This is a genomic window from Kamptonema sp. PCC 6506 (genome assembly GCF_000180455.1).
GTDB classification, from domain to species: domain Bacteria; phylum Cyanobacteriota; class Cyanobacteriia; order Cyanobacteriales; family Microcoleaceae; genus Kamptonema; species Kamptonema formosum.
Window position 1 is genome coordinate 1 of record NZ_CACA01000043.1, and the last position, 17,679, is coordinate 17,679.

The 17,679-nt window shown below is 43.2% G+C and carries 4 protein-coding genes; 3 read left to right on the forward strand and 1 reads right to left on the reverse strand.

Annotation, left to right across the window (positions count from 1 at the left end; genetic code table 11):
* Window positions 1-10: 10 nt before the first annotated feature.
* Window positions 11-1,171, forward strand: coding sequence for a pyridoxal phosphate-dependent aminotransferase (locus tag OSCI_RS02400; RefSeq protein ID WP_007353258.1), 1,161 nt, complete (start codon window positions 11-13; stop codon window positions 1,169-1,171).
* Between the two features lie 341 nt (window positions 1,172-1,512).
* Here OSCI_RS02400 and OSCI_RS02405 read toward each other — a convergent pair whose 3' ends face one another.
* Entirely contained in the window at window positions 1,513-2,634 is a 1,122-nt protein-coding gene (locus OSCI_RS02405) for a RuBisCO large subunit C-terminal-like domain-containing protein (RefSeq protein WP_007353259.1), read from the reverse strand.
* 415 nt (window positions 2,635-3,049) lie between these two features.
* Between OSCI_RS02405 and OSCI_RS02410 the strand changes: the two genes are divergently transcribed.
* Both OSCI_RS02410 and OSCI_RS02415 read left to right on the forward strand, forming a co-directional pair.
* Entirely contained in the window at window positions 3,050-13,189 is a 10,140-nt protein-coding gene (locus OSCI_RS02410) for a CHAT domain-containing protein (RefSeq protein ID WP_007353260.1), read from the forward strand.
* 279 nt (window positions 13,190-13,468) lie between these two features.
* A partial coding sequence (locus tag OSCI_RS02415; RefSeq protein ID WP_157135539.1) for a beta strand repeat-containing protein occupies window positions 13,469-17,679 on the forward strand: 4,211 nt, incomplete at its 3' end.

Sequence of the window (17,679 nt, forward strand, 5' to 3'; positions counted from 1 at the left end):
ATCAATCAATATGCAGACTAATTCAACTCGGATGGATGCGGTACAGTCGCCAATCATTCCAGTCATAGGAGAACTAATTCGCCAATCTCCGGGAACGACATCATTAGGGCAAGGTGTTGTTTATTACGGCCCGCCAAAAAGTGCTTTCGATCGCATTCCTGAATTTCTAGCCGATCCCGAAAATCACAAATACAAAGCCATCCAAGGAATTCCACCTTTACTAGAAGCAATAGAGACGAAACTTAAAGCAGATAACGGCATAGAAATTAACAGTAAAAACTGCATTGTTGTTACCGCTGGTAGCAACATGGGGTTTATGAATGCCATTCTCGCCATTACTTCCCCTGGGGATGAAATTATTATTCAATCGCCTTATTATTTTAACCATGAAATGGCGGTTATGATGGCAGATTGCCATCCCATAGTAGTAGCAACAGATGAAAATTATCAACTGCAAGTTAGTGCGATCGCGCAAGCAATTACGAATAAAACTCGCGCCATTGTCACAATTTCACCCAACAATCCAACTGGGGCTGTTTATCCTCTAGAAGCATTACGCGAAGTTAATGAAATTTGCCGCCAACAGGGAATTTATCACATCAACGATGAAGCTTATGAATATTTTACCTACGGCGGTGTAAAACACTTTTCTCCCGCAGCTTTTCCCGCTAGCAGCGAACACACAATTTCACTTTTTACCCTTTCCAAAGCTTACGGTTTTGCGAGTTGGCGCATCGGGTATATGGTAATTCCAGAACATTTACTTGTTTCAGTCAAAAAAATCCAAGATACAATTGTAATTTGTCCCCCTGTTATTTCCCAATATGCTGCACTAGGAGCATTGCAAGCTGGAAGAAATTACTGGGAAAATCAGATAGGCGCGATCGCGTCAGTGCGAGAAATTGTGCTTAATGAACTCAACCACCTGCAAGATTTCTGTACCATTCCTCCGGCAAATGGAGCCTTCTATTTCCTACTGAAAGTCCATACTCAACAGAGTGCGATAGAGTTAGTAGAGCGTCTAATTCGCGAGCATAAAGTTGCAGTCCTTCCAGGTACAGCTTTTGGGATGAATGATGGGTGCTACCTGCGCGTCGCCTACGGTTTAGAAAAAGAAATAGCCACCGCAGGTATTAAGCGATTGGTACGTGGCTTGAAAGCAATTTTATAGCAGGACGGGAAAATTTATAATTCTGTCGTCATTGCGAGCTCCGCGAAGCAATTGCCTAGTCTCTGCGATTGCTTCGCGGAGCTCGCAATGACAAGTATTTATCCCTCTTTTGTCACTTTCGGCAGAAAATAATCTGGGATGGTTATAGCATAAGACTTTTACCAAAAATCTTGATTTTAGCCATTCTGTTAGAAAATAAATGCTCAAATCCTTGCTATATCTACAGTTGACAATTTGGCTCTGATTTTTACTTTCCCAGAGTGACAAAAGAGGGATTAATATAAATCCTGCGCTACTTCAATTAGTCCGCGTAGGCGGACTTTGTTTGTGTAGCCGCGATTTCAATCGCCGGGTTGATTAAAAATTTCGCCTTTCTTCACCCGATCTAAAGCGTCAAAAAATGCCTTTACTCCCGCCGCTGGCCCATCAGCATGATCCATAATTCCGGTTCCAGAATTAAGAATTACATCCTGACCATAATCGGCGATAATGTTAGGAATTATTCCCGGATGAATGCCAGCAGAAGGAACGGGAAACACATCGCGATCGCGCAAAATATCCCGAATTTTTCCTTCCTGTGCAGCATCAAAAGGCAAATTCCCGTAATGGGCGGGATATAGCACCGCATCCGCCCCCCCGTGTGCCATCAGAGTCCCCAACACCACAGAATAAGCCATTCCGCAGTCAGGGGAAATGCACAAAGCCCCCGCCAAAGCTGGATGCGCGAAAATTGGCACATTAATTTCGGGGTCAGATGCGATCGCCTCCAACACGGCAAAACCGTAAGCAAGCACATTTAATAACAAGGCATTCGCCCCCTCTTTTACCAGCATTCGGGCGCGTTCGACTATTTTCGTGGCATTTCCCGTCACATTCACCGCATAAAGCACCGTGCGTCCGGTTTCCTGCTTTACTCTTGCAATTACTTCACGACAGGCCCGCAGACGTTCCAAAGTGGGGGCGCTTGCCAAATCTCCTAGAATTTCGTCATCTTTAATGATATCTAAGCCTGCGAACGCCACTTCTGATAAAATTTCTGCATGATCGCTGGCAGTCAAACCCAGTGCGGGTTTGAAAATTGCCATCACTAGCGGCCGGTCGAAAACTCCCAGGCGATCGCGAATACCAGCGATCCCCAATTTTGGCCGCATCCCGTAACTTGCCGGCAACCTCACCGCTACTACTTTTGCTGTTCCCGCCATCGAGTATTTACCGAAAATCATCGTCAGCAAACTAGGGATGTCATTTTCAACATTAGTTTCGGGAAAGCTTACAGTAGCAATGCTTTCACCAGTTGATTCAGTGCGAATGTTGATGACTTCCGCTAAGTGCGATCGCAGCGCCGACTCCCTACTAGCAAAACGCTCATTCCAAGTACCAGCAGTTTGTCCTACAGCAATTATTTTAGCTTGCTTTACTGCATCAACACCCGCAGGAAAACGATAGTCAACTTCTATTGTCATAATCTTAGTTCAAAGGACATCAAACTCAATTCCTAATTAAAAAACTATCAGAATCCGGCATCCACTACTTGCTAATCTGCCAATGTCTGGAGGAATATGTCATTGATTAGAAAATACTTAAGTAGGAGTGATACAAAATTAACAGTTATATACTTACGTATTACTTAGGTATCATCACCCAGAGGGCAGCATTACAAACTACTGGACAAGAAGCCGATTTCTGAGGTATCTTATCAAACATATTATCCATCTTTTCGGCTTTACATCCAAAAGTTTGAAGTAGGGGCGAAGCATTCGGGCAGATAATTGATGGCTAGTAACGAAATATTTTTCCCCCAAAGACTTCACTCGTAAAATTGGGGAACATCAAGGCTGCGATCGCGATCGTAATCTCAAGTCAATCAGGATTTAAACCATGAAAGCTGATAGAGTTACTTTACTGAGGTTATTGGTAACATTTAGCCTTCTAAGTGCATTTACTTACCCCACCAAAGCTCAAACTCAAGTTATTACACCCGCACCCGATGGTACGGGTACTGTTGTCACCCCCCAAGGCAACCGCTTCGACATCCAAGGGGGTTCCCTCAGCGGCGACAAAGCTAATCTCTTCCATAGTTTTACTCAATTTGGACTCTCAGAGGGTCAAATTGCCAACTTTTTAACTAATCCTAATATTCGCAATATTTTAGGCAGAGTTACAGGCGGCGACGCTTCCATTATTAACGGCTTAATTCAAGTAACTGGCGGCAATTCTAATCTGTTCTTAATGAATCCCGCTGGGATTGTCTTTGGGCCAAATGCTAGTCTTAATATCCCCGCATCTTTCACCGCTACCACCGCTACAGGTATCGGATTTGGGAATAATAACTGGTTTGGGGCGATTGGTAATAATAATTGGCAAACTTTGGTGGGAGTTCCTAATAGTTTCGCCTTCACTAATTCACAACCTGGCTCGATTGTCAATACCGGAAATTTGGCAGTGACACCCGGTCAAAATTTAACATTAATTGGTGGCACTGTCGTTAATACAGGTACATTACAAGCCCCCATTGGTAATATTACGATCGCTGCTGTCCCTGGTGAAAATATAGTTAGAGTTAGTCAAGCAGGGCATTTATTGAGTTTAGATATTCAGCCAGTGGCTAATGCGGGAATACTTCCCCAGAGTTGGACGCAGCCAGTTTTATCTTTACCCCAATTATTGACAGGACAAGGTAAGATAAACGCCACAAATTTAACCGTTAATGAATTTGGTCAAATTGTCTTAACTGGGGAAACTTTTGCAGCAGTAACAGGAGATGCAATTGCTTCTGGGAATATTAATGTAGCCGGCGAAACTGGCGGAACAGTAAATATATTAGGACAGCGAGTAGGAATTTTTGGCGCAAATATTAATGCTGCGGGTAATAATGGCGGCGGTACTGTTTTAATTGGCGGCGACTATCGCGGTTTAGGCACTGTACCCAATGCTTTGAGAACATATATAAGCAACAATTCTATTATTAATGCCGATGCTTTATTCAATGGTAATGGCGGACGAGTAATAGTTTGGGCTGATGAAACTACTCGCTTTTTTGGTAATATTTCTGCACGCGGTGGTATTAATTATGGTAACGGCGGTTTTGCAGAAGTTAGTGGTAAGAATTATTTAGATTATCAAGGTTTTGCGGACTTGCGATCGCCCTTTGGCACTGTAGGAACGCTGCTGCTAGATCCCACAGACATTACTATTAGCGCAGGTGCGGATGCAGGCGGTACATTAGGAGGTACATTTGCACCCTCTGCCGCTGCATCTAATATCAACAACGGTACGCTGCAAACACAACTGGGTTCAAGCAACGTCACGATCTCCACTGCATCTATCTTTGGTAATCCAGGCGATATTACAGTAAGTGCTCCCATCTCTTGGAACAGCGCTAATTCCCTGACACTGCAAGCGGATAATGACATTACTATAAATCAGCCGATAGCCAATTCAGGGATAGGCGCGATCGCGCTGAATGCCAACAACAACATTACTATTTCTCAAAACCTCACGACAATTGGAGGTGATATCAATCTTCGCGCTGATTACGACAATAGCTCAATCGGCACCATCGCCATCGGCAGTTTCGCGATTAATACCGGAGGCGGAAATTTCACTGCCGTTACAACCAACGGCATCTCTGTCAACGCCAATATCAACACGAGTGGAGGCAACGTCATCCTCAACGCTGCTGCTGGCAGCACTGTCATTGCCAATCTCATTTTTACGAATGCACTGATTAATACTGGAGGCGGCAATTTTATCGGCAACGGTTCCGCGTTTGCCAATTCTGGGATTGGAATTAATAATAGTACAATTAACGCCGCCGGTGGCAATATTCAACTCACTGGTAACGGAGGATTTAACGATCCCACCAGCAGTATTTTGATTGCTAATAATAGCCTAGTGCAAACGACAGGTACAGGTAATATTACTCTTGATGGCAAAAGCATAACCGGAGGCGCTTTAGGGCCAACGTTTTCTTTATATCGTGGAATAGTGGTTGATACCAACTCCAGAGTAAGCGTACAGAATGGAAATATTTCCCTAATTGGAGTAGGAGGTAATGCGGCTAACAATAACAACAACGGCATCACAATTCAAGGCGGCGGCATAATCGAAGCTATCGGGACTGGAAATATTACCCTAAACGGCACCGGTGGGGATGGAACAAATAATAATTACGGGATCTACATTAATGGTTTTGGTTCCAGAGTGACTGTAGCGAGTGGAACTGCCAATTTAACGGGGACAAGCAACGGTACTGGAAATAGTAATCGCGGCATTTACGTGGAAGGCAACAGCAGTATCGAATCCACCGGTACGGGCAATATTACTTTTAATGGTACGGGCGGAAACGGGACATTTACTAATCCAGGGATAGAGATTGACTCCAGTATTGTGCAATCCGCAGGGGGAAATGTTAGCTTGACGGGTGATGGTGCTGGGAGTGGAACCAACAATACGGGCATTGTCATCACTAATACCAGTACCGTGCAATCAACCCCAGGGAACGGGAATGTTACTCTGAACGGGACGGGGGCGACTGGAACGAGCAATAATCCAGGGATATCTATTGATGCCAGTACAGTGCGATCGCAGAATGGCAATCTAAATATTACTGGAATTGGCGGCAACCAAGGCATTGGCAACGACGGCATTAATATCAGCTTCAACAGCGTTGTAGAATCGACAGCAACAGGAAATGTCACCCTCAGCGGTACGGGTGGTAATGGCACAGATCAAAATAAAGGGATACATATTACCGGTCTGAGAGTGAGCTCGGCGGGGGGTAATGTCAGCTTGACTGGTAACGGCGGAGGCACTGGACTCATCAACGAAGGCATCTATCTAGATGGGACTACAATCGAAACCACAGGCGTAGGAACGGTGGCATTAACGGGTAATGGCGCTACAGGGACGGGCGCTAATGCTGGGATTTATGTTTTTAACAATTCTGAGGTGCGATCGCAAGATGGAAATATTACTTTTATCGGTAATGGTGCCGGAAGTGGCAGTAGCAACTACGGTATTTATTCAAACAATAACAGCACCATCCAATCAACTGGAACTGGCGATATCACCCTACAAGGATCGGGGACTGGTACTGCTAGTGGTTTGGGGATTAGCCTTTTTGGTAGTGGCAATGTTACCGCAGGCAGCGGTAATGTCACTCTCATAGCCGATGAAATTGATATCTATCCTAACAATTATGTTAGCGGTGCTGGCAATCTGACAGTGCGACCTCTTACTCCCAGTCTGAATATCGATCTTGTAGGTTTGGACACTACGATTGCCGGTGGCAATCCAAGTTTAGGATTAAAACAAGGTATTGCCCAATTTACAAACGGATTCTCTAGCATTACTATTGGCGGTTCCAATCAAACTGGTAACATTATAGTCTCAGGCAACGCTAATTTTCAAGATCCGGTGACGCTACAAACAACCGGAGTAATTAATGTTAATAATGTTACAACTCCGTTCACAGGGGCGGACAATGCTTCTATTAATTTATCTGCGCCAATTATCAACCTAAATGGTAATATTACTACCAATGAGCAGGACATCTCTTTTGGCGGCAATGTTTCTCTCATTGGCAATTCCACTCTTACCACTGGATTAATAGGCGCTGGCGATATTGATTTTGGTGGAACTGTTGACGGCAATGGTAACTTAACCCTGAATACGGGAACGGGTATTATTAATCTAGGCGGGCAAATTGGGGCGAATGTACCGTTAGCTTCGCTGACAATATCTAATTCTCTCGATACTACCAGTCCGAGTGCGATCGCAATTACAACTACAGGCGATATTACGACGGGCAATATTACTAATCCCGGACTGCCAATTACACTAACTAGCAATAATGGCAATATTAATACTACATCAGGAACAATCGATACAAGTTCCAATATAGGAAGTGGCGGCCCAATTACCTTTAGTGCTAACAATAACATTAATACTGGCAATCTCAACACCAGTTCAACGGCGGGAGATGGGGGCAACATTACCCTTACCAGCACAGGAATAGCTGGAACGGTAATTACTAACGCTGGCATCCTTAACTCTAGTTCTACTATCGCTAATGCTGGAGATATCACCCTTACTTCTGCTCTGCAAAGTTCTGTAGATACCGTCAATGCCAATGGCTTACCCAATACAGGAAATATTACCATTATTGGCGACGAAATTGACTTTGCAGGCAGTCCAGTTCAAAGCAACGGCACATTATCAATTCAGCCATACACGGCAAGTGGAAATATCTGGTTTGGCACAGGCATTTCACCTATTTCCAGTGACGTAGAATTAGGAAACTCTTTCGTAACTGCACTGCAAGATGGTTTCAGTTCCATCGTCATCGGTAGGCCAGATGGCACAGGTAATATAACTGTAGATAACTTAGCCTTAACCTTTCAAGATCCCGTAAATTTCGAGACTCAAACAGGTAATATTGTTGTCAATCAATCCATTACGGGAACAGGGGATGCAACCGTTACACTTGACGCACCTACAACCAACCTAAATAATAACATCATTACTGCCGACACGGATATTACTATTAACGGTAATGTCTTAGTTAGTAACAACCCAATTGTCAGCACAGGCCCCTTAGCTGGTGGTGACATCTTATTCAGCAATAATATTGACGGCAATGGCAATCTTACCTTAGAAGCGGGTACAGGCAATATTACTGTTAACGGTGTAATTGGCAGCAATACCCGCTTGGGAGATTTTACAGTAAATAACGCCACCAACATCCAAACGGGAGCCATTGCCGCCGCTAGTATTCAAACCACAGCTAGCAACACTACAACTGTCGGAAATTTAGATACAACTGGTACGAATGGTATTAACTTAACAAGCGCTAACTTCAATTTTGGCAATATAACAACCAGTAACAACGGCGGACTTACACTTAACAACTCAGCACCTTTAACTCTCGCCTTAGATAATTTACACCTCGACGGCTTTTTTAGTCAAACTGGTGCAGGTGCAGTCACAATTTCTGGTAATTTAACTACTACTAACGATAACATTAGTTTTAATGCACCTGTTGATTTAACAGCAAATGTTGCCTTGAATGCAGGCAACGCGACAGTCGCATTTAATTCCACTTTAACAGCAGGCAATAACGCCCTTTCTTTAACCGCTGGCGAAGTGGATTTTACAGGAATAGTAACAGGTAGCAATACATTAGCAATCCTCTCAGGAATTCCCAACGGTAATATTTCTCTCGGTAGTATTTCAGATACCAACTCCACCACCTTAGACTTGACGACAGCAGACATTAATGCCTTACAAAATGGCTTCAGCTCAATTACAATTCAGACCAATGGCAGCGGTGTAACTTCTGTAGTTAACCCCATCACTTTTAACGATCCAGTCACTCTACAAAACTCAATAGGTACGATCGTAGTTAATAATGCTATTACTGGCAATGATAATGGTGCAATTACCTTTAACAGCGATACTACAAACCTAAATGCCAACATCACTACTGCTAGCAATCCCATCACCTTTAATAGTAGCATCTTACTAGGCAATGATGTCACCCTCAGTAGCAGCGGCGGTAATATTAATTTCAACAATATCGTTAACGGTTCCAGAGATTTAACCGTCAATTCTGGCAGTGGGACTACAACTTTCGATCTAGCTGTAGGTAACACCAACCCTATTGGCGATGGTATTGGTGCTGCGATTACCATCACCTCAACGGGAACAACTAATTTTAATAGTACATTAAACACGAATTCCGGCATAACTGGAACGGGAACCGTCAATTTTGCTAACAATGTAACTTTAGGATATGGCGACACTCCCACAAACCTTAGTGCTGATATCGAGTTAGGTGGCATTACTTTCTCTGCGGCAAATGGTGCTAGTTTTGGCAATGTCACTTTTACCAAAGGTACTGGCAATATCACTTCACAAAATAGCGCCGTTACTTTCAATGGTACTGTCAACGGTAATCAAGCGGTTGCCTTAAATACTGGTACGGGAAATATAACATTTAATAATGCTGTCGGTGCAGTTAATCCCTTAACTGGTTTGCAGGTAAACGCACAAAATATCGCTCTTAATTCTAACCTGCAAGTTGCAGGAAATCTCGGACTTACTGCTGTCGGCAATATCAATCTAAATGGTAATGTCACTACTACCAACAATGGTATTGCAACTATTACTAATACAGGCAATCTCAATATTGCTAGCAACCTAAATTTAGATGGTGCTTTCACTCAAAATGGCCTGGGTGCGGTGAATGTAGCTGGTAACATAACGACTACAAATGATGATATCAGATTTGGCGGCCCTGTCACCTTAAATGCTCCCGTAACTTTCACGCCGGGAATTGCGACAATTGCCTTTAGTTCTAACTTAGCAGCAGGTAATAACCCTCTGACTTTGACAGCAGGTGAAATTGACTTTACTGGGCCAGTATCCGGTACAAATACCTTAGTAATTCAACCCGCCACACCCGGACAAAATATTGAGATTGGTGGTAGTAATAATACCAGTGCCTTAGACTTGACAACAGCAGAAATTAATGCTTTACAAAATTGGTTTAGCTCGATTACAATTGGGCGTACAGATAGCAGTGGCAATGTTACTATTGCTAATAATCTAACCTTCTTAGATCCAGTTACAATTCAATCCGGTTTAGGCGCAATCGCAGTTAATGGTATTCTTACTGGTAACGATAACAGTTCCATTGCTCTTAGCGGTACGACAATTAACCTCAACTCTGATATTTTCACAACTAATAATAATATCGCGATCGCAGGTAATACCAATCTTGGCAGCAATATCGCACTCAGGAGCACAGGCGGAAATATTAGCATCGCGGGTGCGATTGATGGCAATCAGCAGTTAAACTTAGATGCTGGTACTGGCAACATCCTACTACAAGGAAATATCGGTAATCAAACACCTATATCTCGCCTCGATATCAACGCTTTTAATACTAACTTGTCCGGCAATATCGCCACCGCTAACGGCGATATCACCTTTAACAGCGCACTCATTCTCACAAGAGATGTAAGCTTAACTACAGGTACGACAGGAAATATCACTTTCGGCGGCACTGTAGACAGTCAAGCCTTAAACGGTTATGGCTTGAATTTAACAGCAGGTAGCGGTAATATTCGTTTCAATTCGGCTGTCGGTGCGGCGACAAATGGACAGTTAGGTAATCTTATTATTCAAAGTGCTGGCAATTTAGAAGCACGTTCGACGATTAATTCTCAACGCTTGCAGTCAAGGAGTACGGGGACTGTTAATTTACTGGGAAATGTCACTGCTAATAGCGTTGATATTGCCACAGGTAATAACTTAACTGTGAGCAACATTACCTCAAATGGGGGACTAATTCAGCTTAATAGCAGTAGCGGGAATGTGACAACACAAAATCTGAATGCTTCCTTAACTACTGGAAATGGAGGAAATATCTCGGTTAGTAGTCCTGCGGGGGTAGTAACAACGGGTAATCTAAATACATCAGGATTTAGTGGCGGTAATATTACTGTTATAGCTCGCAATTCGATCGCAGCAGGACAGATTAATTCTAGTGGTAGTGTGGGAAATGGCGGTAACGTTTTCCTAGATCCGATTGGCGATATTCAAGTTGAATTTATTAACGCTGAAGGCGGAATCAACGGTATTGGTGGTAATGTCTTTGTTGAATCAACGGGGGGATTTTTCCGAGCAACTAACTCTTTTTCAAGTCCATTTTTATCTGCTGGTAATGCTAGTATTTCCACAGCAGGTGGTAGCGGTGGCGGTAATATTACAATTCGCCATGTAGGGGGAGATGGAGGGCCGCCATTTCAACTGTTTGAGGTGGGTAATGCTGCGATTAATGGCACTGCTGGGGTAATTACTAGCGGACAGTCTACCATTGAATTAGGGCGCTCTTTTCCGGGTTCTTTTAGTGTAGGAAATATTGCGATACAAACTGATGATGCCGTACCATTAGTAACACCATCACCCGCACCATTAGTAACACCATCACCCACACCAGTACCCGCACTAGATGGACAGATACCAACAGTAGCGATCGCGCCATCACCTGTAACAACCGTGCCAACGGATACACCAGTAGCTACACCACTGCCAAGTTCATCAAATTTGACAATATTAGTGCCACCTACTACACCAGTAGCTACACCACTGCCAAGTTCATCAAATTTGACAATATTAGTGCCCCCTACTACACCAGTAGCTACACCACTGCCAAGTTCATCAAATCTGACAATATTAGTACCAACTACTACACCTCAAGCCTCGCAAATATCAGTAGCATTTGCACCTTTGCTAACACCTTTACCAGATTTCTCCAATCCGCCTGTACCAGAATTTACAGGAATACTCGATCGCACGCTAACACCAACAGGCACGTTAGCGCAGCCTGCCACAGGTATTACCTCTGTCGCAGTACCTCGCACTGAAACCTCCCCAAATCCCTCCGAAACCTTCTATAGAGAAGGAATTCCAGTGGTACACGATCCTGGTTTTGCTCCCACAGAGGAAATTTTGAGGATCGATCGCAGCATTTCCGATCGTTGGCCCGCTAGTCGCCAACTCTCCGCAGTGGCGAGTTCCGAAAATTCTTTACCAGATCCTGATTTTGCTCCCAAACGGCAAAATTTGACAATCAAGCCGAAGATTTTGGATGGGTGGGCCGCTTCCGATCGACCCTCCCCATTAGCGATCGCCCAAAATCCTTCTACAAACCCCAAAGAGCAAAGTTCATCTAACACCAGTTCTAATCTGATTCTCGGCTACAATTCCCCGATCGATGAAATTTTTGAGGGAGAAGATATCAATGATACAGTGTGGCAAATTGAACAAATTAGGAATAATGAATTTGAGCAATATCTTGGCGTGAGTGGGAAGCTCCCGGATCAAACTATTTCAGTTGCCGGCATCCAAGAAACTTTAAGGAAGATCGAGGAGAAAACTGGCAAGCGATCGGCGATTATTTATGTAGTATCGCGCCTCGATCGATTAGAATTAATTTTAGTTCCCTCTTTAGGACGACCGATTCGCCACAGTGTCCCAGCAGCTAAAAGAGAAGTTCTTTTCCCAGTAGTGAATGAGTTTCGTAATGAGGTCACGAATTCCCGCCAACGCAATACTAATAGTTATTTGGTTTCAGCACAGCAGCTTTACCAATGGATGATATCACCTCTAGAGGGAGACTTGAAAAAGTTAGAGATTGATACGCTGCTGCTGTCTTTAGATCCAGGTTTGCGGAGTATCCCAATTGCCGCTTTGCATGATGGGAATCAATTCCTGATTGAAAAATATAGTTTCAGTTTAATTCCCAGTTTTAGTTTAACTAATACCCGTTACGCCTCTGTCAGTAACGCTTCCGTGTTGGCAATGGGAGCGTCCGAATTTACTGATAAAAGTCCTTTACCTGCGGTACCGGTAGAATTGTCTGCGATCGCATCGGAATGGCAGGGTAAATCTTTTCTCAATTCTACCTTTACTCTGGAAAATCTGACTTGGCAGCGATCGCGCCAAGATTATCGCATTATTCACCTCGCCACCCACGCTGAATTTCTCCCTGGAAAACCGGGTAATTCTTATATTCAGCTTTGGGACTCCAAATTACCCCTCAATCGCGTCAGAAATTTGAACTGGGATAACCCCTCTGTAGATTTATTGGTGTTGAGTGCTTGCAAAACTGCTTTAGGCGATCGCGAAGCTGAATTAGGTTTTGCTGGTTTAGCAGTACAATCGGGGACGAAATCTGCTTTAGCTAGTCTCTGGTACGTTGACGATCGCGGTACATTAGGATTAATGACAGAATTTTATCATGAGTTAGGAAAAGCCGCAATTAAGGCAGATGCTCTGAGATTTGCTCAGATCGCTATGCTTAAAGGTAACGTGCGGGTAGAAAATGGGAAGTTATTCACAGCTACGGGTACATATTCTTTACCGCCTGCTTTAACTCAGCAAGATAAAAGAGATTTTATTCATCCTTATTACTGGAGTGGTTTCACTCTCATAGGAAATCCTTGGTAGAAGGAACATCCCCTTCTTTCTTCCTGTCTTTAGCTTTTTGTGCTTACCCAAAAATATTAGAGTTTTCCTGCATAAGTCCTATCTATGCTAGACATATGATGATGAGTATTGATATATAGCAACTGCCACAAGGGTTAGGAAATTATGAATCCCCCGAACCCTTCCTCTTATTGCATTTTCCACCTGCCACCTGCCTCCTGCTATAAAAACCAAACTCGTCAACTAATTTTTTAAATTGTAGCGTTCGCCTTTCATCTCATATCAATCAGGATTTAAACCATGAAAGCTGATAGAGTTACTTTACTGAGGTTATTGGTAACATTAAGCCTTCTAAGTACATTTACCTTCCCCGCAAAATCCCAAACTCAAGTTATTACACCCGCACCCGATGGTACGGGTACTATCGTTACTCCCGAAGGAAATCGCATCGACATTCAAGGGGGTTCCCTCAGCGGCGACAAAGCCAATCTCTTCCATAGTTTTACTCAATTTGGACTCTCAGAAGGTCAAATTGCCAACTTTTTAACTAATCCTAATATCCGCAATATTTTAGGCAGAGTTACAGGCGGCGACGCTTCCATTATTAACGGCTTAATTCAAGTCACAGGCGGCAATTCTAACCTGTTCTTAATGAATCCTGCCGGGATTGTTTTTGGGCCGAATGCCAGTCTTAATATCCCCGCATCTTTCACTGCTACCACTGCCACAGGTATTGGCTTTGGGAATAACAACTGGTTTAATGCTATTGGCAATAATAACTGGGCAAATTTAGTCGGAACCCCTAACACTTTTGCCTTTAATACTTTACAACCAGGAACAATCATCAATGCTGGGAATTTAGCTGTAACTACAGGCTCTAATTTAACTTTAATCGGTGGTAATATTGTCAATACTGGACAAATTACGGCTCCCAGTGGCAATATTTTAATCAATGCTGTTTCCGGTCAAAACTTAGTCAGAATTAGCCAAGTCGGACACTTGCTAAGTTTAGAAGTTCAGCCGCTCAATCATGCCGGATTACTGCCGAATACTTGGACAGAACCAGTCCTATCTTTACCACAGTTATTAACAGGTAAAGGCTTAGAAAGTGCAGCGGGTTTAACGGTAAATAGTCTAGGTCAAGTAGTATTAACAGGTAATAATAGTATTATCCCCGGAGAAGCAGGAACGGCGATTGCATCTGGGAATATTAACACCTCTGGAATCATAGGGGGAACCGTCAATATTTTCGGAGATAGAGTAGGTGTAATAGGTGGAAATATTAACGCTTCTGGTATTTATGGTGGTGGCACTGTATTAATTGGTGGAGACTATCAAGGTAAGGGACTCGTACCTAATGCTAGCCGCACCTTTATAAGTAATAATTCGACAATTAATGTAGATGGAGTAAGTAATGGCAATGGCGGTAGGGTAATTGTTTGGGCCGATGATATTACTCGTTTTTATGGCAAAATTAGCGCTCGTGGGGGTAGTTTTTCTGGCAATGGTGGATTTGTCGAAGTATCGGGTTATAATTTCTTAGATTTTCAAGGCAATGTTAATACTTTAGCTCCCAATGGCACTGCCGGATTATTATTACTAGATCCCACTGATATCACAATTATAACTGTACCAGGTTCATTTAACGCTCTCACTCAAGTCGATCAATTTGCTGACCCAGATAATGCACCTAATACAATTGATGTTGCTCTAATTAATTTTGCTGCTACTAATGTTACGTTACAAGCAACTGGTAATATTACTTTCAATGCTCCTGTTGGCATCATAACTCCGGGAGTAGGACTGACTGCCCAGGCAAATAATGAGATATTTGTCAATAATAATATTACTACTAATGGAGGAAGTGTTAGCCTCATCGCTGATGCCGACAACTCAACTGATGGTTCTCTCAATATCAATGGCGCAACGATTAATACTAACGGCGGCAATTTTTTAGGTATTGGCAATGGAACTCCTGCGTGGACAAGTGGAATAAGGATTAATAACAGTGCAATTACTGTAGGAAATAGGAATATTAATCTAACTGGGCGCGGGGAGTTGGGTTATGGAATTGAGATTTCTAACTCTAACTTAGATTCTGCACAAGGAAATATCACCCTTAATGGTGCGGGTGATTTTACTCTAGGCATAGGAATTGCTATTTCAAATGCCTCTACTGTGAGTTCGGCACAAGGTAATATCAATCTCAGCGGCAGTGTTAGTGTTTTGCCAGCAGATGCTATCAGTTTGGATTCTGGTAGTTTAATTAGTACAACTGGTGGTGGTTCGGTAACGCTAACAAGTTCTATTGGAAATATTAATACAAGTACAGGAAATATTAATACAAATTTCACGGGAGGTGGGGGTGCGATCGCGATTTCAACTACTGGTGGTGGTGATATTACTACAGGTAATCTCTCTTCCTTCTCAACAGGTGTAGCTGCGGGAGGTAATATCACCCTCTCTGTAACTGGAGGAACAGGTGCGATCGATACTACTGCTGGAAACCTTTTTGCCAATTCCACTTTCGGAGATGGGGGCGCGATCGCACTCTCGACTGCTGGCGGAAACATTACCACTGACTTTCTGGGTTCTTATTCAGGAGGTACAGGTACGGGAGGAAATATCACTCTTTCTGTAACTGGAGGAACAGGTTTTATTAACACTACTAATAATCTGGATTCCACTTCCATTTCAGCAAATGGAGGCGCGATCGCGCTTTCCACTACTGGTGGAAACATTATTACTACTAATCTTTTGGCTTCCTCTCCATTAGGTGCAGGTACGGGAGGAAACATAACCGTCTCTGTTAGCGGAGGAAATGGTTATATCGATACCAATGCTGGAGTTCTGCAATCCAATTCTAATTCAGCAAATGGAGGCGCGATCGCGCTTTCTACTACTGGTGGTAACATTACCACTGGCTATATGCAATCTTTCGCAACAGATACAGGAACCGCAGGAAATGTAACTATTTCTGTTACGGGAGGAACGGGTTCTATTGATGCTACTGGTGATATACTCGCTAATTCTACATTAGGAAATGGCGGCGCGATCGCCATTTCAACTGCTGGTGGTAACATTACTACTAGCTCTCTAGATACTCGTTCATCAGGTGCAGGAAATGCAGGAAATATTACCCTCTCTGTAACTGGAGGAACAGGCACGATCGACACCGTTGCTGGATTTCTTGATGCTGGTTCTTCTTTAGGAAATGGAGGCGCGATCGCGGTTTCTACTACTGCTGGAAACATTAATACTGGTTATATAGGTTCTAGTTCACTAGGTGCAGGCACAGGAGGTAATATCACCTTTAACTCCGGCACAGCAAATACTATTCTTAGCTCGGATGTTGGGAGTTCATCCGCCACTGGTAGCGGTGGAAATATTACCTTCCAATCTCCCGCTATCCTCACTCAACCCACTACTAATTTAACAACATCGGGAACTGCTAGCGGCGGCAATATTACCTTTAATAGTACCCTTGATGCCACTACAGCAAATGTTGAATTTTTAGCAGTAAATGCAGGTGCAGGTAACGTCACATTTGGAGGCGCGATCGGCAGCATTATCCCTCTTGGAGGACTCAGCATCAATGCCACAGGAAATGTCAACTTTAATCAGTCTGTAAACCTTGTTAGCTTAAATTCAAATGGCAATACCCAATTTTCAGGAAATATTACAACAACTGGAACCGACGGCATCTTTTTAACTGGCCCAACGACAATCACCAACAATGTTATCCTCACAGGTGACACCATTACTTGGACAAATAATGTATCTGGAACAGGCAATTTAACAATACAACCATTCACCGCAGGTTTACCTATTGACATCGGGAGCACTCCCGTTACCGGTAGTCGCTTAAATTTAACACCGACACAAATAGGATTATTGCAACCCAGCTTAGCTTCTGTCACCATTCAAACTAATAATGGTGGTGACATTTCAGTTAACGATCCTATCACCTTAAATCCTCCTACCACCCTGCAAACTTCACCCGGTACAATTACTCTCAACAGTCCCATTACGGGAAATAATAACGCTGCAATTACACTCTCTTCCAATACAACTAATCTAAATGCTGACATCAGCACGTTGAATCAAAATATCACCATTAATGGCAATACTTTAGTTACTAATAATGTCACCCTCAATACCAATGCCAATATTTTATTGAACGGCCCCATAGATGGCAATAATAACCTCACCGCTAATGCTGGCACGGGAAACATCACCTTCGGTGGTGCAGTAGGCAGTAGTACCCCATTAGGAAACATCACTGCCAATAGTACAGGTATAACTACTTTTAATGCTGTAAATTCTGCCAGTGTCACCACTAATACCGGAGGTACAACTCAACTCAATGGTAATGTCACGACTACGGGAGCACAAACCTATAACGATGCTGTTATTATTGCCAATAACCCCATCTTAACTGGTAACGGCATTACCTTCAATTCTACCTTAGATGGCAATAGCGATATCACCGCTATTGCTGGTGCATCAAA